Here is a 24673-nt window from a genome sequence, read left to right as displayed (position 1 = left end):
TATTGATGAATTCACTGCTGTGAACATCGCAAGAGAACTAGCACAGCAAGAAAAAGACAGAACAAAGCTAGTTAATTTTGTTAATAGAACACTAAATAAATTTAAGGTTCTACCAAATGAACTTAAACTCTGGCTAGGTATATTAAGCTTTAAGTCTAATAATATTAATCATGCAAAACGTTTATTAACTAGCCCTAATGGTGAGTCTTTGATTCAAAATGCACTCATTTATACTTTAGTTTCTTATATCGCACATCAACAGAACAAAGATGAACAGTTTCGGTTGAACTACATGGAGTCTCTAGTTGCGCTACTCCGAGTAATCCCATCAAAAGAGATGTTTTCAACGTTATCAAAACCGGGTTCGGAGATGATGTGCTTGGAACCATGGAACAAGGTTATGAAAGAAGTGCATAAGAATGAACTATCTGAATCTTGGAAGCTACTGCTGAATAGGTACTGTAAAGACATTAGCGAAGAATTTCCAACAGCAACCTGAACATACAATTCAATCAGTAGTTGATTACACACAACAACAACATTTAATCCATGTGTTTTTGTGTGTTTTTATGTACGTTTTTTATTTGTTCTTGTTCTTAAAAAACAATACCTTGCCTAGAAAATACCAACAGAAAATATTTGAGTAATTAAATAGGGTGGATAATAATGTCGAAAAACTCACACAAATTCCTGGCTGTAGGAACATTGGTCATTGGAACTCTATTAAGCGGATGTGGAGGAGGTGATGGCGGAAATTCAGAATCTTCAGAACAAACGAAAACTCGCTATGACTATCCCATTAAGGGAGCTAACTTTGTAGGAACCCAATCTAGTAAGTTAAGATACGAGCAATCGGAGGGAGATGAACAACTGGAGCTTCTACTTAGTTTTACGCCTGTCTCTAGACAAGAGATCGAGAGCTCTTTTGATTCAAGATACTTAAGAGTCGTCGACGCATTGATCAATAACGGTGTCAGAGAATTCTATAAAAGTAGCGTAGAATCACAACAAATCAACGCTAACGCATTATACTACGTATCAGATGATGGTCTTGTACATGAGATAACTGAACTGATTCTTTCCAATAAAAGTTCAATAATAGACGTGCAAAGAAGCATGCCTTTATTCAATGCAAAAGGTTCACAAGTATGGGCTAATGGAGCTGGTACTTCTTCATCAGAAAGTATTCAAACTAAATTAAGTAGCTTAACTGGAAAGGAAGCAAAACTACTACTATCCGACTTCGAAAGTAGTAATTCTATGCCATTAATTAGCGATACAGATAACTGTGATATTACCTGGGCTGAAACATTCACACAATATGGTGATAGACGCGAGTTTGTGATTTCATCAAAGAAAATAGAAGCTGCATCCAATACTATCATCGCAGATATATATCTAATGTGTGACCAGCTACCCTCATCTCATAAGTTTACTCTAGATGCCACACGTTGGTTCAATCCATCGCTTAGTATTTTAAATGAGGTCACGAAGATTACTATCGATAATGGTAATCTAACTACTTCATCTCTCAACATGGTCTCTATTGAAAACTAGTTAATATGATTAAATAGAATTTTCGAAATGAAAATCAACAAAACAACACTGTTTAAAAAGGCAAGCTATAGGTATGCATTGATAAGAAGTAACGCTCCAATCATTGGTATTCTTCTGGAGGTATTCACTATTCTATTTGCTACCTCTATTATAAGTCTATGCATGATAATATCTGACATCTCTTATGTTATTGCATTATTAGCCACTACCCCTGTTACCATTTTTATGTTTTGTTTCTTTCATTCATCTGAAAGGATAAGAAAAACATTACCGTATAGCAAATAGAGATAAGAGATGGTGCTAGCACTATCTCTTACTTTTTGTATTAAAACTCATAACTCACCGATCCAGCTAGTTTATTATTGGTCCCATAGTCGTCCTCCGAGAGCATTCCAAAGAAGTTAAACGATGCATTTTTGTTTATCTTATAACTAAGGCCAAGTCCGCCCCAGTAACCGCGGTAATTATCCGAACCTATCGAGCCACCAGCAAACCCGAGTACGCTCCAATCCGAGTCATCAATTGGACGAATACCAAACATTCCCAAATAACCACCGTGACTTTGACTTCGCATCAGTACGTATTCGTTATCTACCTCTTCTGAAGGCATTGCCATTTTTCCATCGTTGTAGCTGTAGCCCGACATGGGAAATAACATCCATCCTGCCGGAGAAATGTCAAAGTAACTTAGAGGGATGTAGGTGCCAATACTGTAGTTGTTGCGATAGCTATCATTTTCATAATCAGTACGGCTAAAGTTGAAGTTTAAGATTCCCAAATCAAATAGCCATGAGCCACCTAAGCGCCACTCTCCAGTCTCATTGTATCGAGCGTTGATCATCCTCGCTTCATCAAGGCCAATCGAACCAGACACAAACGCAGAGTCTGAATATCCGGCACCTACTTTGGTAACGATCTTAGTTGGATCTTCATGATGTTTCTCTTTGGCTGAGACTCCTGTCACTACTAATAATCCAACAACGGCAACAAAGCCAAAAGCTCTGACAACCGATGAAAACAGACCATTCTTTTTCATAACGCTTTATTTCTCATAAAAAACAAAAATGCCCCTCACAACGGTGAGAGGCCAATTTACGGTTAGCTCACTAAGTTAGTAGGCGTAACTGACACTTAGAACATGAATGCGGTTGGTATCCACACTGCCGGTAAAATAAGGAATTGTGTCTGTAGGGCCAGTGTAGGTGACGTCTTGAGTACCCATATTGCGGTATTGGTATGCGATACCGATTCGATGGCCATTTGAACGCTCTTTTTCTGCGCCAAGACCTAACGACCAGTTTGCTCCAATAGGAAGCGCAGGGGTCATTTTGTCAGTGTCATACATTTTCGAGTCGTAACGGATACCACCTTGGTAGGTCCAATCATTTTGAGAGTAGGCGAGCGCTGTACCTAAGCTATAAACGTTGTTTGCAGCATCATCAAATTGTGACCAAAATTCAACACCCGTCATGGCTTTGAAAGTTAACTCATCTGAGATTTTGTGCTGAAGGCCAAAATCAAGTTGAGCTGGCCAAGAAGCATTTCGCTCAATTGAAGTAAGCTGGTTGCCATCAAACGACACATCGATATCACCAGAGTTATGCTTTACTTTGTGTTTATAGTTGGCAGATAGAAAAGTAGAGTCTGACACGTCGTACATAGCCGATAGCATAAAGCTTGCCGCCGTAGAACTGCCATCTCCATCAAGCCTAGAATCACCTCCAAGCTCAAACGACGTCATTAAATGCTGAACGATCAAAGCTCCACCAAGAGACAGTTTGTCGCTTGCCTGGAATCCAGCAGCTAACTGAAAATTTAACGCTTCATCAGACAGTGTTTTTGGAAGACCACCATTAGGTCCTACAAGGCCACCGCTATAGTCCATACTCAAACCACCTTCACCATGTAAAGATGCCCCGATAACCCAGCTGTCATTGATTCTCTGTGCATAAGCAAGACTTGGAACAAAGGCTGTCGACTCACCTGTCGTTGACTTGTCAACAGAAACCCCAGTACCACTGTGCTCGGTATAGGCATTAAGATACTGAACACCAATAGAAAAACTATTGTCATCTATCGCCGTTAGACCTGCTGGGCTAGTAATCACGGCACTTGCATCAGTACGATTTGATGAGTTCCCTACACCAGCGGAAGAAACGCTATCAAAGGTCGCCACTTCGTGAAGTAAGATACCGCCAGCAAATGTGGACGAAGAGAAGGTTACAGCCAGGGCGACTGCCAAAAGGTTTTTGTTCATCGTTTGAAACTCACATGTTGAGGTGGTGCAAATAATAAGCAAACGAGAAACATGACTGTGCACTGAGAGTGCACAGTCATAAATAGTAACAAAAAACAAAACAGCCGAGTAACAACCTCAAAGCCTAAGCGAACATAAGCCGTGTTTATATTCTATATAACCTTAAGCTTATTTATTGGCATTACTGACCTACTTATAATTACGAGACACCATTAAAAGAGCTAAGGAATAGCACTCACCCCTTATCGAGAGGCCTAAGATGTCTGTTCCTCAGGTACTAAAAGAGATCTATCATACTAGCGATGAACTTGCTGCCAAACTCATAGAGAGAGGGACAATAATTCATCTCCCAAAAGGCAAATTTCTCTCCTTCCAATATCAAGATGTAAGTGAAATGGCCATCCCTATTCAAGGAGTTTTAGGCTTCTACCCAACCATAGATGAAGGGACCAGCCTTAAGTACGATTTGATTACCCCTGGAATTCTTATCAATGATGTGCCTTTGATTTTAGGTGAAGATGCACAATCCGATATTCAAGCAGTTTCTGACAGTATCGTACTTCTACTACACTTTGACGATGTACAAGAGCTCATGGATTCTTGCTGCTGCTTTGCCAAAATGCTCAATTTTTCTCTCGCCAAAAAACAGCGCTTTTGTTTAACGCTATTTCGCCTGCGCGGAGAAAAAAATACCGATTTGAAGATTCGTTTAGCAATGGAGGCAATCAGCGCAGCGACCTATGACGGGTCTATCCCACTTAATATTCTCACTATCGCCTCGTTACTCAATATGTCGAGAAATACCGTCGGAAGCTATATGAGTAAAGCGATTGCCGCAGGTGAGGTAGAAAGATATGAGCTGGGCTTTCGTTTACTGACAAAGAAATCCATCATCACCTAACCACCCAATGAAAAATGAAATTGAAGGAGCGCTAGTGCTTGTACATCAGAAGATATCCAGCGCTCCCTCATACATTTACCCTGCTTCAGCACAAGAAAAGTACTAAGGTCAATGTCGCTTCAGTATGTCTTAGTTTTTGATTCTTAGGTGCACTAGCAGTGCATCTGCTTAAAATAACTCCAACAACGAAACATAGATATTACCTATCAATAGAAGAGATTTAATTGATTTTAATTCTCATTACCAGTTCATCATAATGGACCCATAAGATTTGAACTGAGTGATACATCCCATGATTAAGACGATTCGATTTGCCGCTATCCATTTTACTATTGCATTTACGGTTGCATATGCGCTAACTGGCGAAATCTTAATCGCGAGTATGATTGCAATGCTTGAACCAGCCGTAAATACCGTTGCGTTTTACTTTCACGAACGTGTTTGGGAAAAAAACCAACGCCTTCAAGCTTTGAGAAATAATGAAACCATTAAGACAGCTTCATTTGCGACCGTGCACTTTAGTGTGGCGTTTGGTGTCGTTTTCTTGTTAACGGGTGATGTGTTGGCGGGTGGTATCATGGCAACATTAGAGCCAACGATTAATACCATCGCGTACTTTTTCCACGAAAAGTCCTGGAATAAGAAGCACCAGCAGATGTGCTTTGCGCATTAATCACATCAAAGGTATATCTGCACAATGAGAGGAGGTCGTTCATACATTTTGTACACCATACCGAGATTTCTATCGTACCTGTTTGTATGACTCCCCACCCTATCTTCTAGTGACAAATAAGACATTACTGAAAGCTCAACGCCCCAATGCTATTCGCCGAGGCACTGGCAAACCAACTCTTGGACTCCTACACACGCGAAAGCCAACTACGTTTCATGACACCGCTAGTACATTCGGTTACAGATCGAAAATTACCCTAGGTGATAGAATAAGAGTTGGTGATATTGCTCGCTATAAAAGTTGGAGTGACGGCAAGGATGCTAGGTAATGAACTGTAAAAAATATAGGTTAACTTTCATTCTATTTGGCTTGGCAAACCTCTGCTTAGCTATCTTTCTAATGAGCGATTCTTATGTCGATCAATCAGGCGTCCTTGTAGAGAATTTTGGATTTCTTGCCCTATTCTGGCTATTACTCTTTAGTTCAGCAATTAGCTGGTTCATTACCTTGAATCGTCGACGTCGTTAAAACAGACAGAACAAAATAAACCAATACCTTCACCCAATCTCTATGAATGGATAGTTACTTAATAAGCTTGACGAAGAGCATTGTTGGCTAAGTAGCTTTCGACTCTTTAGCACTCTTTTTATTTTTCACTGTTTTGGATTATATATGTATATCGGACTAAGAAGTTTAAACATTAAATGGCTTGTCGCTGCACTAGCTATCACGCTTTCTGGTTGTTCCAGTATGTCTATTGAAGAGTGTAACAACGCTGACTGGTATCAAGTTGGTTATAGCGATGGACTTAACGGTCATAGCCCTAAAATGATTGATAGCTATATCAGTGATTGTAGTGAAGCCGCTGTTTTTCCCGATAGAGAACAATGGTCAAAGGGATTCAAAGTAGGGACGGGGCTGTACTGCTCACCGGATAATGGTTACAAGGTGGGTTATGAGGGACAGCAGTACTACTATGTATGTCCGGGCGAGTCTTTTCTCAAAAACTATGAGTTGGGCAAACAAGCTAGACAACGCGACCAGCGCCTTAAACAGATTGAAACCGAGTTGCGTACTATCGAAGATAAGTTAAGAACGACACCAAGCGAAAATCATGATGAGCGCAAACGTCTAGAAAATGAAAAGCGAGATTTAGTGTCAGAGCGTTCTCATCTACTCGGGTTAACCGTACAACATAATTTCAATATCTCATTTTAAGCTAGCTGAGTTCTTGCTACCCAACGCCTTCCTCTTCAACAAAGAGGGAGGCTTACAATTTACGATAAAAGTCCTTCCCAAATTCAGATTGATTGCCGTCATATCGCATTAATTTTCAGATTGTTAGCCTAATAACTGTACAATTTCTACTCAAACAACCAAAATTAGTCACCACAGGCAGCAATTATTCTTCTATAATCAGCGACCGTATTTTTGGTCAACAATCATTTTGTTGATTGGTTAACGAGAAACACCAAATACCGCCATCTGCTTTTAGGAACAACGAATGTCATTTTTATCACAAGGTTTTTCATCCGAGATCGTGCAAGCACTGACCGAGTGTGGTTATGAAAAACTCACTCCAGTTCAACAACAAGCGATTCCACATGCTCGTCGTGGACACGATATTTTGGCACACGCTCAAACCGGCACAGGTAAAACCGCCGCTTTCTCTTTGCCAATTATTCAACAGATTGTTGATACTCCAAAGGCTCGCACTCGTGGAGCGGTACGTGCACTTATTCTGGCGCCAACTCGTGAATTAGTGGATCAAATCGCTAATAACATCGAAAGCTACACTCAATACGTCGACGTGTCAGTTGCCGCCGTGTTTGGTGGTGCGAAAATGTCGTCTCAAGAACGCAAACTTGAAGCTGGTGTCGACATTCTGGTTGCAACTCCGGGTCGTCTTATCGAACATTTGGAGCTTGGTAACGTTAAACTTGCTAATCTTGAGTTCCTAGTCTTCGATGAAGCGGACCGAATGCTTGATATGGGCTTCATTAGTGCAATTCGCACTATCATGAGCAGCGTTAACAGCCAACCTCAAACCATGCTGTTTTCCGCGACATCATCACCTCAGATGAACGCCCTAGCACAAGATCTATTGCGTAAGCCTAAGCGCGTTATTGTCAACGCAGAGAACTCAACCGCAGATACTGTTGCGCACGTAGTTTATCCCGTAGATGAAGATCGCAAGCTTGAACTACTGTCAGAGCTGATTGGTCGCAAAAACTGGCAACAGGTCTTGGTTTTCGTGAATTACAAAGAGACCGCCAATGAAGTGGTAAAAGAGCTCAAACTTGATGGTATTAAAGCGGTGCTTTGCCATGGTGATAAAGCACAAAGCTCTCGTCGTCGCGCTCTGGAAGAATTTAAAACCGGTAAAGCACGTGTGATGGTGGCAACAGAAGTTGCAGCTCGTGGTTTAGACATTCAAGGTCTTCCGCACGTTGTAAACTATGACATGCCATTCCTAGCTGAAGACTACGTACACCGAATTGGTCGTACCGGACGGGCAGGTCAGCAAGGTCATGCGGTCTCTTTCGTTAGCCGTGAAGAAGAGCTTACTCTGGTTCAGATCGAGAACCTAATTCAACACCGCATTAAACGTATCCAACTTGCAGGTTACGAGCCAGCAAACCGAGATGCTTTGCTACAGAAAATGCACACTAAACCAGCTTACAAAGACCGCCAAGGTCGCACTAATAATGCTAGCGAACAAGGCTCTGCAGAGCGCAGACTACGTCTGATGCGAGCGATCAAAAACAAGTCGAGTAAAACAACTCGCCTAAAAGGTTAATCGCAGTTTCACTAGCAAGCACCATTAAAAAACGCAGCCGTTAAACGCTGCGTTTTTTTGTTTGTCTGTCGATGTCTCTCTGTCGTCATCGTTACTCGGCTATTTCGCAATTGACTCCAATGAAGCATCCAAGCAGTCCGATATCGTCACCAACTCATCCTTAGCACGCACAACATTGTCGGTGCTTTTAGTACAGTCGAGCGCCAATTTATTCACCACCTCTAAACTATCGATAGACTGCTCACATAGGTGCAGTGTTTCTACCGAGTCGTTACAGATCTGTTCATTCAATGCCAGAAGCTGGTTATAAGCGACAGTTATATCGTCAAAGCTGGCCGTGGACCGCGTAGTCACTTGGGATATTTCACTCACACTGCTCTCGCTTTTCGCAATCGCAGATACTAAAGTACTCGCCGTATCGATAAGCTGTTTGGTCATGGTTTGAATTTCCGACACAGCGTTTTGGGTGTTCTCCGATAAGGTTCTGACCTCTCCCGCAACGACTGCAAACCCCCGTCCAGCTTCACCCGCCCTAGCGGCTTCTATGGCAGCATTCAGCGCAAGCAAATTCGTCTGCTCTGAGATGGAAGTAATCACATGCAAAACATCCCGAACCTTCATCGAAACATCGGTCAGTACATTACTTGATTGATTTGCTTCTGCCATTTCGTGTCTGAGTTGATCGACATCTTTAGTTAGTTGCTGGTTGTTCTCCTGAATCGCTAAGAACTGATTGGAGATGGACTGGCTCGCATCAAGACTGCGCTGTGCTTCTTGCTCACCACGGCTTATCGCCACTTGAATATTGTTGATGTCTGACGTGGTATCGGCTAGCTGAGTCACCTGCGTTTTGAACAAGCCATCTAAATCCGAAGAAGCACTTTCGATATGGTGAGTGCAACGCTGAAGCTGCTCAACTGAACCATTAACATCATTGATCAGAGAAACCAATTTATTGAGAGTGCTATCGACAGCTGAACCAATCTGACCGAACTCATCTTGTCCTGAAAAGCCAATTCGGTGATCAAGTTGACCACGCTGAACCTGCTGCATAGTATCAATGATGTGTTTGAGAAGCGGTAAAATATTCTGAGAGATGCCGGTGGATAAGAACAGCACCAACCCAACGACTACCACTGAAAAGACGATAATCGCAGCAGGCGATAGTAGTAATTGAAAGCCATCGCCACCCGATAACAAACCTAAAGCGTACAAATTTGATATACATAGAACGACAATACCCAAGCAACCTACAATGCCCGGTAGCAGCATTTTTACTGGCATACTGATGTTCATAAACAGCCTATCTCGCCAGCCTATCTCAATATCACTCATTTCCATTCCCTTGATTTTCTGACCTTACGGTCAGAATATTGAGCAGGATTTAGCCGATAGTGTCAACTTATTCTGATATTGGAGTGTGAGTTTTATGATGCCTGCGGTTTTATGAATCACGTATAAATGGCATAAGAAAAACGGCACAAAGAGTGCCGTTTTTCATTAGTATCGCATTCAGCTCATAAGACGATTAGCTGATAACCATTGCGATATAGCCAAGGATTAACACGATAACGGAAGTCAGTGCATACGGCACTGGATAGCCAATCGCCGGCATGTCACTTTGAGTGGCATCTTGAGCTCCTTTCATTGCAGGTGTGCTATTCCTACCACCAGCGCAGGCACCAGCAAGAATGGCCGGATTCATCTTACGAACATACAGACCATACAACCAAGCTAATAACGGTGGAACAAGTGCTGCAGTCACGCCAAGTAACGCTATTTTAATCACAATAATGCCTTGAAATGAGGCTAGGATCTTAGGCCCCACAGTCGCAGCTAGCACCGCTACGAATAAATTAAGGCCAATATCTTGTAAGAAGCTTCGCGCCCCCTCACTCATTGGGCCGCCAAACGCCGGATTACGAGTTCGTAAGAACGAGAACACGATACCAGTAAGCATACAACCAGCAGATGTACCCAAGGCAAATGGGATTCCGGCAATGGTCACACTCAAGTGACCAAACACATAACCTACTAGCAATGCTAACGCTAAGTAGAATGTTTCGGTGACTGTGCTTTCTACAATGGGCACACTATTCAACTGAGAAGCCGTTTGTTCTACACACCACTGTGAACCTGCAATACGAACAACATCACCCACTTCTACCGTTGTATTAGGTAATAGTGGTTGTTGATGACCTTGTCGAAATAGCGCTTTGAAGTACACGCCAAAACCCACCTCAGCATGCAACTGAGCAATAGTTTTACCTGCATGTTCTGATTTACCCACATGGATGTCAGCAACTTCAATATCGACATTACGCGCTCGAGGTTCGTCAACTTCATTGCCAATATCTGCTTCACCTTCTTTGATAAGAGCACTGTATTCACCACGAACACCGATGACATCACCCAACTGTAACGTTGGGTTCTCCGAAGCATCCAACACTTCATCGCCCCGCACGACTTTTAGCACCACTGCATCGGGGAAATGTTTATAAAGATCTTGGACAGAGCGCCCTACCAACTCTTCATGGGTCACCTTATAGGCTCGAACATCAATAGGCAACGCACCAACGTCTGAAAAGCCAAAGGTGCTGGGGAGTTTCTCATTGTCATCGCCGGTAGAAAACTCTTTCTCTGCGTCTTTACCTGCTTTAACGGGATCAATACCAAACATCGAAGGTAAGTATTTGATTAACAGAATAATGAGCACCGTCGACAATACATAACTGATGGCATAGCCCGCTGCGATATTAGCACTGACTTGATCAGCGCTCATCCCCGCCGGCGGCACAAAAGCCCCCGAAGTAATCGCCGATTGTGCGACACCCATTACTGCGGTAACGGTATAGCTTCCAGAGATGATACCTGCCGCATATCCAGGCTCTAATCCCATCAACTTGGCGCCAATCACGACGATGGCGAAGTTACTAAAAACAACGATTAGCCCAATTACGACAAAATCTAAGCCACCTCTCGCCAGTCCGGAAAAGAACTGAGGACCTACTTTCATGCCAATGGCGTACATAAACATCATTAAGAAGATGTCCGATACTAGCCCCGGTTCCTCAATTTTTAATCCAAAGACTGAAAATGAGGTCAACGCCAACGCAACACCAACAATCAATGTACCTGCCGTTGTACCAAGGCTCACACCTTTAACAGTAATACGTCCTAATGGGTACCCTATCGCGAGTGATAGAAATAGAAATACAAATGGGTTTTCAGATAAGTAATTAAAAAGAAAAGACATGATCTCACCTGCTACATTGTGATTTAAGCAGCAGAGCAATGCGACGCATCGCTCTGCCGATTACCTAGAGCGGTGGCAACCTTAACCGTGGTTAAAGTTGCTAGACTCGTCGGCATCACTGCCGTTAACCACTGGGTGCTTGTCAAAGAAATCAACACAATGTTGCAAGTCAGAAATCAGCAAGTCCGCCATGTCTCGACTAAAACCGTGACGTACGAGAATACGCATAATAACCAGATCTTGGCGATCCGCAGGCATTGCATACGCTGCAATCTGCCAACCACGAGATCGAATGCGATCCGATAAGTCATAAAGGTTGAAGCCTGGGTTTGCACCTTTCTTGATAGACCAACTTAGTGCTGGAATACCACCGTGGCCATCGTAAATGATTTCAAACATGCCCATCTTCTCAACTTCTTTGGCAATGTAGCGTGCTGTTTCGTAGCATGCATCATGAATCTTTTTGTAGCCTTCTTTACCCAATCTTAAGAAGTTGTAGTACTGCGCAACGATTTGTCCCCCTGGGCGAGAGAAGTTCAATGCAAATGTTGGCATGTTACCGCCAAGATAGTTTACATTGAAGATCAAATCCTCATGCAACGCATCAGCATCACGCCACACGACCCAACCCACACCTAATGGCGAAAGCCCAAATTTGTGGCCGGAAGCATTAATCGATTTAACACGAGGCAAGCGGAAGTCCCATTCTAAATCAGGGTCACAGAAAGGCGCTAAAAACGCACCACTGGCGCCATCAACGTGAATAGGAATATCTAAGCCTGTTTCTTCTTGAAGCTTATCTAGAGCTTCATGAACCGCTTTTACTGGCTCATACTGGCATGTGAACGTCACACCGAGAGTCGGCACTACTCCAATGGTGTTTTCGTCACAACGTTTGATCACTTCTTCAGGTGTCATAATAAGGCGATCACCTTCCATTGGAATCTCACGAAGTTCAATATCCCAATAGCGCGCAAACTTATGCCAACACACCTGTACTGGGCCACAAATAAGATTTGGTTTGTCGGTAGGCTTGCCTTGCTTCTTCATTTTTTCGCGCCAAGCCCACTTCAATGCCATCCCGCCAAGCATCGCGGCTTCACTCGACCCCGTCGTTGAACAACCCATTGGGTTCTCTGCATCTGGCGCATGCCAAAGATCCGCTAACATATGGACACAACGCGATTCGATCTCGGCCGTTTGTGGGTACTCATCTTTATCAATCATGTTCTTATCGATGCATTCATCCATCAATTGATGAACTTCATCTTCTACCCATGTTTGGCAAAATGTCGCTAAGTTCTGACGCGAGTTACCGTCTAGCATAAGTTCATCGTGAACAACTTGATAGGCATGTTCAGGTGCGTGCTCATTCTCAGGGATTCGATACTTGGGCATAACCACTGACAAATCTTTGGAAGAGTAAACATCATCTAACATTGAACCACGAACAGCTGACTTTTTATGAAGAGGCATAATCAATCCTTTATATCATTGAAACTATTGCGTAAGTTGTCATTAAGCATTTGTTTTAAAAGGCACAACGACGTTGGATTAAAGTTAGTCGAGATTCCATTGGCGTGCTAGTTTCATATTCGGTTGATAAGATTCAAATCGTTATTAGTAGACTTTTTTGCAGATGAGAGTAGTGCGGCCTACCTGTATTATCTGGGGGACTAAAGACCATCATTTTCTCAGCTCATGAGATTAAACCGTCAAGAATGTCTAAAAAATTGACAATAACCGTTACCAGAAACCTAACTAGACGCTTAACACAAACGCAATTCGACTTATACCACCCGCTCTCACTGTCAGATAAATCTTAGTGCCAGAAGCTAAGATAAACGCCTCACTATGCATTTAGTGCGACAGTAAATCCGCCCTACTTGAAGCTTTGATTTACCCTTTTGTTAGTTTGGCTCTCTTTTTGCTTATTATTTGTTCGTTTTATCCTAACTAATAACGAAAATTGGAGATACCACTACATGGATAACCGTATCATTAAGGTTTCAAGGAATACTGAAAAAGCGCCCGTAAGCCCAATATCTACACAGTCTGTTGCCTTTTCTCACTACAATAATATTTCGGCTCAATTACCCATCGATCCTGCTACCAAGACTCTTATTGCGGGTGGTATAGAGCAGCAGGCAAAACAGTGTCTGGAAAATATCAAAATGATAGTAAACAGCATTGAGCATACGATGAGTGATGTGGTAAGGATCAACGTTTACCTGAAAAACATTACCGACCTCGACAAAGTCAATGAAGTCTATGCTTCCTTCTTTCCTCTGCACCGCCCCACTTATACGTCACTTGCAGTCGCTGACTTGCCAATGAAAGGTGCGTTAGTGCAAATGGACGCTGTCATTTCAAATGGCGAAGGTACCTACCCTCAAGACCCTTGTGATTTGGTGAAATTAACTCGAAATAGCGTCAACGCGCCGATAACACCACTCTCAAGCCAGACTGTTGCGTTTTCCCACTACAATCATATTTCAGCTCAGCTGCCTATCGAACCAAAGTCAGGGAATGTAGTGACAGGCGGGATAAAAGAACAGACACAACAATGTCTACGCAATATCAAAACGATACTCGAAAGCATTGACGTGCCGATGGATGATATCGTCAAAACAAATATTCATATCACAAAATTGGAGGATCTTGAGGCCTTTGACGAAGTGTATAAAACCTTCTTCCCAGATTCTTCCATTGCTCGTGCCGTTAATTACTTACCTGCACGCTCCAGTGTGGTTGTGGAAGGCTTAGCGCTGGATGCACTCGTACAAATAGATGCGACCGTTTCTCACGGCGATGGTACACCGCCTCAATTAGTTGAAGACCGTCACGGCATCGTTATTAAGGCAACCAATACCGAAAAAGCACCGTTAAACGCCCTATCGACGCAAAGCGTGGCCTTCTCTCACTACAACAATATCTCAGCGCAACTGCCTATTGATCCTTCGATTGGTAAGATTGTTGCTTCAGGTACAAAAGAACAAGCGATGCAATGCTTCGAGAACATTAAAGCCATCGTAGAAAATATCGACCACGTGATGGATGACATTGTTAAACTCAACATTCAGCTAAAAGACATGAATGATTTGTGCGCACTAGAGGAAGTATTGAGAAGCTATTTCAGTGATTTGTTGCCAGCGTTGACCGTTATTGGCGTATCCAGTTTACCGTCTAATGCGGTAGTTCAAATAGATGCCATTATGTCGAACGCCGAAGGTACGCCGCCGAACAAATAGGCTAATGGCAGCTCGCTGACAAGGTTTCCTGCTGACCTGGGTGCCCTTGAAGTTATCTTCTAGGGCACTTTTACTAACGAAAAACCGCTCTATTACAATGTGATGCTCTTAACCATCCCAGCTTCTGCATGGCCTGGAATGTTGCAAGCAAACTCGACTTGTTTCTCACCATGAAAATGCCATAGCAACTGTCCTGCTTTGCCTGGTTCAAGATAAACCACATTGCCCATACCATGATGATCATGGCCCGTTGGCATCGATTTCATCATTTCACGGTGTTCCAATTGTTCTGCAATAGAACCGATAGAAAACTCATGGTCGATTTTGCCAGTGTTCATGACCACAAACTGAACGACGTCATTAGGTTCTATCTTAACATCACGCTTAAAAGTGATTTTCATGTCATCCGTTAAAATCACATGTACCACTTTATCGGGCTTTGCTCCCTTGGCAGGCATACCCACAACAGACATCCCATCCATGTTCATCATATTACTATGGTCCATCTTAGCGTTGTCCATATTAGAATGATTCATCATGCCATGGTCCATATTGGAGTGATCCATTTTCGAATGATCCATACCTTCTGCCATCACGGCGGTTGAAGCGATGGTAAGAGCTAATGTTATCAGTGTTTTTTTCATGATTGCTTCCTTTTTAAATAAGTGATTAGCGGCCTCTTCATTAGAGGCCGCCAACGGTTATTGGTTAATTTCTTTTGATTTCCATAACTTGTAGATAGCCGGAAGGACTAGCAATGTGAGTAGTAACGCGGACGCCATGCCGCCAATCATTGGAGCGGCGATCCGTTGCATCACTTCAGAGCCAGTACCTGACCCATACATAATTGGAATAAGACCGATAATGACTGTTAACACCGTCATCATGACGGGACGCACGCGCAGCCCTGCGCCTTCACGGATCGCCTCGGTTAACATATCGAGCGTTAATGGCGATTTATTTTCTTGTGCCGCTAGTTTGCGTGCATGCCATGCTTGATTTAGGTAAACCAGCATAATGACCCCAATCTCGACGGCTACTCCAGCAAGCGCGATAAAGCCCACTCCTACAGCAATCGAGAAGTTGTACCCAAGGTAGTGCATAAGCCACAACCCACCTACCATGGCGAGCGGCAGTGTCCCCATAATGACCAGCACTTCACCGACCCTTCTAAAACTAAGGTAAAGCAACAACATAATGATGGAGAGAGTAACAGGCACAACAACGCTTAAACGCTCTTTGGCGCGCTCCATATACTCATATTGACCAGACCACGTTAGCGAGTACCCCACGGGTAGGGACAATTGCTCCGCCACAACGTTTTGAGCTTCGGTGACATATGACCCAAGATCGCGCTCAGCAATATCAACAAACACCCAGCCGTTCGGGCGGGCGTTCTCAGTCTTAATCATTGGCGGGCCATCTTCGTAGCGAATTTCCGCCACATCTGCTAACGCGATTCGAGCACCATTTGGAGTGACAAGAGGCAGGTTCTGTAGCTTCACCACCGAATCACGATAATCTTGTGGATAGCGAACGTTAATTGGGTATCGCTCCAACCCTTCCACCGTCTCGCCCACATTCATACCCCCTACTGCCGTTGACACCACTTGCTGAATATCACTGACGTTCAGACCATAACGCGCCGCGGCGAGTCGTTTGATATCAATCGTGACATATCGTCCACCCGCTACCCTTTCGGCATATACCGACACCGTTCCTTGAATCGTATTGAGGATAGGTTCGATATTGGCACCTATCTCCTCGATGACTTTGAGATCAGGTCCAGCGATCTTGATACCTATTGGCGTCTTTATCCCAGTGGCCAACATGTCGATGCGAGTCTTAATTGGCATTACCCACGCGTTTGTTAGCCCTGGGAACTGAACCAAATCATCAAACTCCTTACGTAGTGATTCTGTGGTAACGCCATCTCGCCACTCTGAGCGAGGCTTCAATTGGATGGTGGTCTCAATCATGGTTAAAGGGGCTGGGTCAGTGGCAGTTTCTGCACGACCAATCTTGCCCCACACAGTCTCGACTTCAGGAACGGTCTTGATCAACTTGTTGGTTTGTTGAAGCAGTTCACGTGCTTTACCAATCGAGATACCAGGATAAGTCGTTGGCATGTACATCAAATCCCCTTCATCCAAAGGCGGAATAAACTCACTACCTAACTTACTGGTCGGATAGAAAGCCGACCCCATCAAGACGATAGCCAGTACAATCATCGATTTAGGGTAACGAAGACTTAGGTTAAGCATCGGTCGATACAAGACAATCAACGCTTTGTTGACGGGATTTTTATGTTCGGGCAGCACTTTCCCACGAATAAAGTACCCCATCAGCACAGGCACCAAAGTAATGGCTAAACCCGCAGCTGCTGCCATGGCGTATGTTTTGGTATAAGCGAGTGGTGAGAACATTTTGCCTTCCTGCCCTTCAAGCGCGAACACAGGAACAAAACTCAATGTGATAATAAGCAAAGAGAAAAACAGCGGAGCACCGACTTCTTCTGCTGCACGTCCGATAACTTGCCAGCGGTTTTTATCGGTGAGGGGCGTTTTCTCGATATGTTTGTGAACATTTTCAATCATCACTATCGCACCATCGACCATAGCCCCAATGGCAATAGCGATCCCACCCAACGACATAATATTGGCGTTAATCCCTTGCCAGTGCATGACGATAAATGCGGACAAAATGCCAATGGGCAAACTAATAGCAATCACAAGTGAAGAACGAATGTGGAATAAGAACAGCGCACAGACTATGGCTACTACCACGAACTCTTCTGCCAACTTCTTCCATAGATTTTCAACCGCCGCATCGATGAGCGTTGAACGGTCATAAGTCGCAACAATCTCAACGCCATCAGGCAGACCGCGTTGCAGCTCTTCCAACTTTGCTTTGACATCATGAATAACCTGACTGGCGTTCTCCCCAAAACGCATAACGATAACGCCACCAACCGCTTCACCTTCACCATTAAACTCGGAAATACCACGACGCATTTGAGGCCCAAGATTGATGTCCGCGATATCCCCCAGCAATAGAGGAGTACCTTTGCTCGTCACCTTAAGAGGAAGCGCTTTGATATCCTCAATGCTACTCAAGTAACCCGTAGTGCGAACCATATGTTCAGCCTCACCGACCTCTATCACTGATGCACCAGTCTCTTGGTTACCATTTTTGATAGCCATGTTGACCTGCTGCAAGGTCAGGTCATAAGCACGTAACTTAGCAGGATCAATTTGGACCTGATACTGCTTGACCATACCGCCTACCGTCGCGACTTCCGAAACGCCAGCAACTGTCTGTAACTCATACTTTAAAAACCAGTCTTGTATACTGCGAAGTTCTGCTAGGTCATGCTGGCCTGTCTTGTCTTGTAGTACGTAGCTGTAAATCCAGCCCACCCCTGTCGCATCGGGACCCAAAGTCGGCTTTGCCTGTGCTGGTAAGTTAGGCGTAACTTGGCTTAAGTACTCTAAAACCCGCGAACGTGCCCAGTACATGTCGGTATCATCGTTGAAGATAATGTACACATACGAATCACCGAAGAAGGAGTATCCCCGCACCGTTTCTGCGCCCGGCACCGCTAACATGGCGGTCGTCAGAGGATAAGTAACCTGATCCTCAACAACCTGAGGAGCCTGTCCCGGATAACTGGTTTTGATAATCACCTGAACATCTGACAGATCAGGAATAGCGTCAACAGGTGTATTCTTCACACTGTACAAACCTGCTAACGTCAAAAAGCAGGTTGCGACCAAGACGAGAAAACGATTATTGATAGACCAACGAATAATGGCTCCAATCATGGCTGACCTCCTCCACGCTGCAGATCAATAAGCACATAGTCCGAACCCTGCTTCGTCACTAAGAAGCGCTCCGTTTCGCCTTCAGCGAAGCCAGTTAAATCCACATCTCCTTGAAAAGTGAAGTTCATTTCTCCGGCTTCCCAGCCCCATTCAGCAACGGCGTTGTGACTGAGGGTTATCATGCCAAAATCAGCCATCAACATGGTGATATCCCCTTGAACCCAAACTTGCTCGACAACCCGTTTGTCACTCACTTTGAGATCGATAATGGCGTATTGCCCTGAATCGGTCTTTGCCATTTCAAACTCAACCTGTTGACCCGATTGCAAGGTGTTAAGGTTGACACCCTTGTCCACCGTGAAATCCATCGTCATCCCCGGCCAATCCCACTCTGGTACGGGTTGGTGATTAATGGTCAACATATTGTGCCCTGCCATCACACTCGTGATTTCACCTTGCGCCCACACAGCCTCCGCTGGCGGTTCTACACCGTTGATTCGTGACAAATCCGCACTTTGGCTTGACTCCGAATCCAACATAAACTGCGCAGAGGTCACCACCTTGTCACTTGTGGTCAATCCTGCTAACACCTCAACTCGGTCACGGGCCTCTCGTCCAATGTCGATACGTGCCGAGCGGTATTTACCGCCTCCTTCGGATAACACCACGCGAGTCATCCCTCCAGAGCGAATCACGCTTGAACGAGGTATAGTGAGCACCGCATGCTCCGTCTTGGGTTGCAGCGCAATGTTGGCAAACATATTTGGCTTTAATTGATGATCTGGGTTAGCAAACTTGAGTCTTACTCTTAGCGTTCTCGTTGCAGGGTCGAGAATCGGATAAACATAGTCAATTTCTCCTTGCCATTCCCTGCCTGATAGCGCGTCTAATGTCATCGTTGCTTGGCTACCCGCTTTGATCCATTCCGCTTGGCGTTCGAACACTTCAGCATCGACCCAAACTTCATCAATTGGCCCCGCGCTGATAACCGATTGAGCTGGGGACAAATAGCCACCTTCTCGGATATTCAATGTAGCCACCACACCATTGCCCAATGCCTTGATATCAATGGTCTGGGACGCTTTGCCTTGCTTGACTATCTGGTTAATTTGAGCTCGGTCTACACCCAGGGAAATTAAACGCTCCGTGGCGCCTTTGACCAAACTACTGCGTCCTGTGCGATGGGCATTAAGTAACTCTTCCTGCGCTTTGACCAGCTCTGGTGAATAAAGCTTGAATAACACATCTCCTTTGTTAACACGCTCTCCCACAGCGTTGATATAGAGCTTTTCGACCCAGCCTGCAACGCGCACATTGGTTTGCCACAAACGACTTTCATCAAAAGCGATATAGCCGACTGTCTCGATACGCGGCGATAGCTTCGCTAGCTTTACCGGTTCTGTTTTTACTCCTAAATTGTTCTCCACCGCCGGGTTGATGTTGACCGTTCCTGGTTTGTCATTACCACCGTTAAGGTCATCGGCGTACACAGGAATAAGGTCCATTCCCATTGGGGATTTACCTGGTTGATCGCGTTGATAGTTTGGGTCCATCGGTGCTACCCAGTACAGCGGCTCTTTCGCTCCCGTTGTACTGGCATTTTCATCGGACGCCTCCGCCATGTTATGACCTCCGACATAAGGAGCGACTAGCACACCAATTCCAGCGCCAACCGCTAAGGCCAATAACGCAACATTCAATGTCTTCATCTTTGTTTACCTTCTCAGAATTATTGTTGTTTTGCTGGCACTGAAAGCACCGGAGTTGAGGCTTGATAATCAAATCCACCCAGAAAATAGGACAGGTCGCTATTGACCAAGCTAAGATCGGTTTCCAACCTCAGCGCCTCTAGCTCTATTGCCAGTTCGTCTCTAGAGGCGGTGATCACATCACTAAATTGCGCAGTGCTGTTTTCATAACCTCTTTCTACAGCTTTGGTGCGAGCTTTAGCCTGAGAAAGGAGACTTTGACGATAACGTTCAAGACGTTCGGTGAGGTTTTGCCTATCCATTGTCAGTGCACTGACTTTGGCGTACATCTGAGAAAGCAATGCATCCTTATTAGATTTGGAGGCGACCACTTGATACTCGGCAGCGGCATGATTTTTATCCTGACGATTACCAGTGAACAGAGGAATATCCATCGTGACATAAGCGCTCACTAAATCTGGCGCTGGCTCACCGCGCATATTGTTAGCTTGTCGATGGGCATACATCGCTTCAACGCCAAACTGCGGTTTGTACGCTTCGTCTGCAATGGCTACTTGGGTTTCACTTGCAGCTATTTCAATATCTGCCATGCGAGCCATTGGGTGCTGATTAAGAATGGCGTAGTAGTCCGAACGACTGTGCTCTAAAAGACGACCTTCCAACCTCAGCCAGTCTGAAGTCGTGGTCGCCTTAAGAGTCGGCTGATTAGACAACCATTGAGCACCTAACCATTCGGAGAGCTGAGCAATCAGGCGATTTTGCATTTGACGGTTGGCCTGCAACTTTTCATCCAGCTTACTGACCTGCAACTGAGCCTGAATCAGATCTTGAGATTCACTGTTACCAATGGCGTAGTTAGTTTGGATAAAGCGAACCATTTCTCGCATTAGGCCCTGACTTTCCAGCAGCACACGCTCTGACTGTTGCTGAAATCCCAGCTCATACCACAGCTTTGAGATACTGTTTGCTATCTCAAGCTCACGTGTCTGTACTTGAAATTCAATACCATCAGCTTGCTTTTGCGTTTTTTGGTTTTGCAGGGCTAACGTCGACCCTCGTCCAAACTGTTGCATCAAACCCACTGACACGTTTGTCATGGGATCTTGGTCGAATTGAAAGCTGTCCGTTGGTAGACCGCCAACGCCAACTTTTATTACTGGATCTTTCAGCGTAGCGCTAGCAATCCCAGACTGCCTTAACGATTCTGATTGAGCGTAGAAGCGAACTCTACTTGCATCATTGGCGATCGACAATTCGATCAGCTGTTGCAGCGTCACTGAACCAAGCTGTTCCTCGCTTGGGTTATTAACATGCATCGTGGCGACATTGTCTGCCAAAGCAGACATCGGCATCCACAAGGCGGCGCTCACGGTGAGCGCAACCAAAGTAATAGATTTGTTCACGATAGTATCCAATCTGCGCGCTTAAATAATAAGCACGATTAAAAAGCTTCTTAGAGCTCTAAGAAGGGCTAAAAAATTAGATTGGATTACGCTCTAGGGGGTCGGTCGAGACCATTTGCTCGATAAATAGGACTAAACGCAAGTTCGAGCGTTCTTTTGGAGAAGAGATAATGATGAATACCGTGCATTAAGTCTGCACTGATAACCCCAACACCGTTCGCACACGTTGCGCTACAGCAATTATGCTTTGATTCGCCACCACACTCACTGACAGCGGTTTGCTTAGAAACATTATGATGGGAGTTTGTGGAAGAATCGACACTAGCAGTACAATCTACCATTGCACCATGTTGAGAAGACAAAACAATATCATTAGAAAAAGCCATCGTTGGTGCACTAACGGCTAACGTTGATGCTAATAGCGCAACAAGCGTCAGTAACGACATCCAACGTTTTCTAATAACACTAAAGCGCATAACAAGCCTTCTACGAAAAATCTTCTTGAGTGTAGACCCTCCCCTAAGGGGAAGGTCAATAAAACTGTGAAGAAAATTTAGAAATATCGCTGTCTTTTCGCTAAGCCAAATTGAGCTCTAAATACGTTTTCACTCATTGGGTTATTTTCATATTTTCCGAGCCCAGTCGTCCATAACTCTTCGTCTCGACCATCCATTTTAATACCTTGAAGACAATGTAAAGAGTGAATCAGCTCGTGAGCTAGCACCACATAAGGCTCTGCCTTCTCACCTCTTCGAGTTACAACCTGAACGTTGGTAAAACGCATATGACATACGGAACCCGTGGCGTTGGTGGCAGATTTTTGATCTAAAGCGGAATTGTGGCTGCCTCCAGAGATCCAGAATGGACATCCTTGAGGTGCGTGTTTGGCGAGGTTTGAAGGTGTCAGGCCTGTCAGCTTTTGGCTGTAATCTTGTGCGTATTCAATCTCAAGGTTGTAGCCACTTTGGGTAAAGTGAAGGTGTGTCGGAACACACATTACATTCACACCTCGAGGAAAAGAACCACGAAAAGCAGGTGTCGCCGCTTGAATCGATGAAAGTAATGATTTTCCTGCTGAAACCTGCTTTAGCTTGCGAAGGTTCTCTTCCATAATCACTCTGAAGTAAGGGTTCTTACTTGGGTCATATTGCACTGCGAATCCAGGAAAAGCGGGAAGGAGTTGAGTAATTTCTGCCATAATTCACCTCTCACTTTGCAGCTTGCGTCTAGTACCATAACGTCCGTGTCTAGAGTGTCATCTGCTCAGCTGATAAAGTTATGTGGTTGTAGCCACGATAAATTTTGAGTCTAGCCTTAATTTAAACAGGCAGTAGCAAATAAAAATGAAGTTGGAGGAGGCTCACTATTTGGCGTGGTTTTATTGAAGATGTCATCAATGAAGAGGCGAACAAATTACCCAATACGCGCGAATTCGTTCCTTTTGTACCGCTGCATTAAAAACGCTTCCTGTTACTATTTAACCAAATAGAGCAGTGTCGAACTAACCTGAGGGATTTCTGAACTAGGGTCTTCCCGGCAAGATTGGTGGCAGGTATCACAAGCACTTCCATCAGCAGGGCACTTTTGTCTCATGACGATGTCATCTAACGCCCTGATACCCTGACGAGAGTTCAATTCAATGCTCCGAAAAATCTGGCATTGTGCTTCATCAGCCGAATCAACTAACCCCAAAATAGAAACACCTTCCTGCTTTGCGATCACCAATAACTCTTCTATTTTACGTCTCAGCTCTGCACTCATCATCTACCTCATAATACTCTAGATAATTGGTTCACTCTCCTTGGACATAACGCATGCTTCCCTACCAGCGATCGAGTTCACTCTAACTGACAGTTATATAATCAAACTACTACGTTAATGAGTTGTTATACAATGGCAGTTTACAAAGCCATACATTATTGTCGCATTAGCGTAGAAGCTCTAAATAGAGCACCACAAAGAGGTTAACAATATGGATTTGATAGTAAAATGAGCGTCTAAATACAGCTATAAAGTAACCCCTGAATCGATTCAGTTTGTGGTTTTGTAATGTATTGTATTTGTGGGGTGTAAATCACTTAAACATCAGCAATTTTAAGCTTATGAACAATGCGTATTTGGAGAAGTTTTGTTCTACAGGTATAAATCTAGATATGATTTGCATGCGCTAGATGGCGATGCTTGCAATAAAATTCAACATAGCCCAAGTAAAATTTCAAACAGTTAAAAGGAGATTTGCAGTAATAAGTCCGCATAATTTTGCATCAGAAGTCAGCAAACTTTAATGAATCCTGGAAATACCTCGTAGTAAAACTACTATGTTGTCACTAGGTATCCTCGAAGAGTGCTGTAGCGTTTTGTAGAAATCTTTTGAACAAAGACAAGTTACGAGTTTTCGAACCACCCAACCTATTTGCATTATTTTATTGTTATCAGCTTACGCTTAAATATAACCTTACCCGTTCCGAAAGCGCTTACATTAGAATTATGCAGAGATTATTTAACAAAATGTCTCATTCGAACCTCTCTCGGTGTCTGGTCGAATACTTGTTTAAACTTAGTGGAGAAGTAATTGCTGTCCTGATAACCAACCCTGAATGCGATATCTGTAATAGATTGATCAGTATACAGAATGTCGGAAAACGCTTTGCTGGTGCGTATGTAGTGCAGATACTGATTAAAATTCATGCCCGTTAATTTCTTCATACTGTTTGTTAACTGACGCGAAGACAGTTTGACCGCCTCAGCAACATCATCAATTTCATTAACGCTAGCATAGTACTGCTGGATATGAGACAAAGCGTAAATGACCTTATCGTTGCTATTAAGCAGATCAGCGTCTTTCATTTTACCCCGCCACAGCTCAACAATAATCTGCTGAAAAATGAACTGAGTAATCATGCGTGACTCTTCACTGTCGATATGTGACTCAACATGCAAGCGTTCGATCAGCTGACGCACACTTTGTGCGGTATTCTCACTAATAAACCAGCCCGTTTCTCTATCTGATTCACCTGGCATAAAACGCTTCAGATCCGAGCA

20 protein-coding genes and 1 pseudogene are annotated in these 24673 nt (G+C 44.1%); 8 read left to right on the top strand and 13 right to left on the bottom strand.

The genetic code is table 11. The features are described 5' to 3' along the window. A pseudogene (locus HW45_RS22440) lies at positions 1–499 on the top strand (winged helix-turn-helix domain-containing protein); the annotation flags it as partial. 167 nt (positions 500–666) lie between these two features. Continuing rightward, entirely contained in the window at positions 667–1557 is an 891-nt protein-coding gene (locus tag HW45_RS22435; RefSeq protein WP_038229906.1) for a hypothetical protein, read from the top strand. Positions 1558–1882: 325 nt separating this feature from the next. Here HW45_RS22435 and HW45_RS22430 read toward each other — a convergent pair whose 3' ends face one another. Further along, positions 1883–2593, bottom strand: a complete 711-nt coding sequence (locus HW45_RS22430; RefSeq protein ID WP_081875881.1) for a hypothetical protein — start codon at positions 2591–2593, stop codon at positions 1883–1885. Between the two features lie 75 nt (positions 2594–2668). Then, positions 2669–3814 (bottom strand): OmpP1/FadL family transporter, encoded by a 1146-nt coding sequence (locus HW45_RS22425; protein WP_235225526.1) that lies wholly within the window; start codon positions 3812–3814, stop codon positions 2669–2671. Positions 3815–4073: 259 nt separating this feature from the next. Between HW45_RS22425 and HW45_RS22420 the strand changes: the two genes are divergently transcribed. The 5 genes from HW45_RS22420 (at position 4074) to HW45_RS22405 (ending at position 8188) form a co-directional block, all read left to right on the top strand. Beyond that, positions 4074–4715 carry a Crp/Fnr family transcriptional regulator gene (locus tag HW45_RS22420; RefSeq protein ID WP_038229903.1) on the top strand — a complete coding sequence of 214 codons (642 nt, stop codon included), beginning with the start codon at positions 4074–4076 and terminating at the stop codon, positions 4713–4715. A 292-nt stretch (positions 4716–5007) separates the two neighbouring features. Next, positions 5008–5388 carry a DUF2061 domain-containing protein gene (locus HW45_RS22415; RefSeq protein ID WP_038229901.1) on the top strand — a complete coding sequence of 127 codons (381 nt, stop codon included), beginning with the start codon at positions 5008–5010 and terminating at the stop codon, positions 5386–5388. A 327-nt stretch (positions 5389–5715) separates the two neighbouring features. Then, positions 5716–5916, top strand: coding sequence for a DUF3955 domain-containing protein (locus HW45_RS30390; RefSeq protein ID WP_081411551.1), 201 nt, complete (start codon positions 5716–5718; stop codon positions 5914–5916). Positions 5917–6060: 144 nt separating this feature from the next. After that, complete coding sequence (locus tag HW45_RS22410) at positions 6061–6606, top strand: DUF2799 domain-containing protein (protein WP_051868300.1); 546 nt, start codon at positions 6061–6063, stop codon at positions 6604–6606. A 286-nt stretch (positions 6607–6892) separates the two neighbouring features. Continuing rightward, positions 6893–8188: a DEAD/DEAH box helicase gene (locus tag HW45_RS22405; protein WP_038229898.1), complete on the top strand. Its 1296-nt coding sequence runs from the start codon at positions 6893–6895 to the stop codon at positions 8186–8188. A 99-nt stretch (positions 8189–8287) separates the two neighbouring features. Here HW45_RS22405 and HW45_RS22400 read toward each other — a convergent pair whose 3' ends face one another. The 3 genes from HW45_RS22400 to HW45_RS22390 all read right to left on the bottom strand — a co-directional run bounded on the left by HW45_RS22400 (position 8288) and on the right by HW45_RS22390 (position 12920). Then, on the bottom strand, positions 8288–9523 hold the full coding sequence (locus HW45_RS22400; RefSeq protein ID WP_038229896.1) for a methyl-accepting chemotaxis protein: 1236 nt from the start codon (positions 9521–9523) through the stop codon (positions 8288–8290). Between the two features lie 193 nt (positions 9524–9716). After that, the gene (locus HW45_RS22395; protein ID WP_038229895.1) at positions 9717–11444 is read right to left on the bottom strand and encodes an aspartate:alanine exchanger family transporter; all 1728 of its coding nucleotides are present in this window, start codon (positions 11442–11444) and stop codon (positions 9717–9719) included. A gap of 81 nt (positions 11445–11525) precedes the next feature. Then, a complete protein-coding gene (locus tag HW45_RS22390; protein WP_038229893.1) occupies positions 11526–12920 on the bottom strand; it encodes a glutamate decarboxylase in 1395 nt (464 codons plus the stop codon). A gap of 509 nt (positions 12921–13429) precedes the next feature. Between HW45_RS22390 and HW45_RS22385 the strand changes: the two genes are divergently transcribed. Beyond that, positions 13430–14695 (top strand): RidA family protein, encoded by a 1266-nt coding sequence (locus HW45_RS22385; protein WP_038229891.1) that lies wholly within the window; start codon positions 13430–13432, stop codon positions 14693–14695. Between the two features lie 92 nt (positions 14696–14787). On the opposite strand, the gene copI is transcribed toward HW45_RS22385, so the two are convergent. The 8 genes from copI to HW45_RS22345 form a co-directional block, all read right to left on the bottom strand. Continuing rightward, positions 14788–15339 (bottom strand): copper-resistant cuproprotein CopI, encoded by a 552-nt coding sequence (copI, locus tag HW45_RS22380; RefSeq protein ID WP_038229889.1) that lies wholly within the window; start codon positions 15337–15339, stop codon positions 14788–14790. A 57-nt stretch (positions 15340–15396) separates the two neighbouring features. Next, entirely contained in the window at positions 15397–18519 is a 3123-nt protein-coding gene (locus HW45_RS22375; RefSeq protein WP_038229888.1) for an efflux RND transporter permease subunit, read from the bottom strand. Then, positions 18516–20228, bottom strand: coding sequence for an efflux RND transporter periplasmic adaptor subunit (locus HW45_RS22370; RefSeq protein WP_038229886.1), 1713 nt, complete (start codon positions 20226–20228; stop codon positions 18516–18518). Before HW45_RS22370 ends, HW45_RS22375 begins: the two co-directional genes overlap by 4 nt. Positions 20229–20248: 20 nt before the next feature. Next, the gene (locus HW45_RS22365; RefSeq protein WP_443083046.1) at positions 20249–21580 is read right to left on the bottom strand and encodes a TolC family protein; all 1332 of its coding nucleotides are present in this window, start codon (positions 21578–21580) and stop codon (positions 20249–20251) included. Between the two features lie 137 nt (positions 21581–21717). Then, complete coding sequence (locus HW45_RS22360) at positions 21718–22107, bottom strand: hypothetical protein (protein ID WP_006071362.1); 390 nt, start codon at positions 22105–22107, stop codon at positions 21718–21720. A 77-nt stretch (positions 22108–22184) separates the two neighbouring features. Beyond that, positions 22185–22829, bottom strand: a complete 645-nt coding sequence (locus HW45_RS22355) for a M91 family zinc metallopeptidase (RefSeq protein ID WP_038229881.1) — start codon at positions 22827–22829, stop codon at positions 22185–22187. A gap of 275 nt (positions 22830–23104) precedes the next feature. Then, complete coding sequence (locus HW45_RS22350; protein WP_160171230.1) at positions 23105–23392, bottom strand: hypothetical protein; 288 nt, start codon at positions 23390–23392, stop codon at positions 23105–23107. Positions 23393–24127: 735 nt separating this feature from the next. Beyond that, positions 24128–24673 (bottom strand): helix-turn-helix domain-containing protein (locus HW45_RS22345; protein ID WP_038230162.1); only part of this gene is annotated, 546 nt, incomplete at its 5' end.

Origin of the sequence: Vibrio sp. ER1A, from assembly GCF_000733315.1 — a bacterium.
Taxonomy (GTDB): domain Bacteria; phylum Pseudomonadota; class Gammaproteobacteria; order Enterobacterales; family Vibrionaceae; genus Vibrio; species Vibrio mediterranei.
The sequence above is the reverse complement of the archived record's forward strand: the minus strand, read 5'-3'. Positions and strand labels throughout refer to the sequence as shown.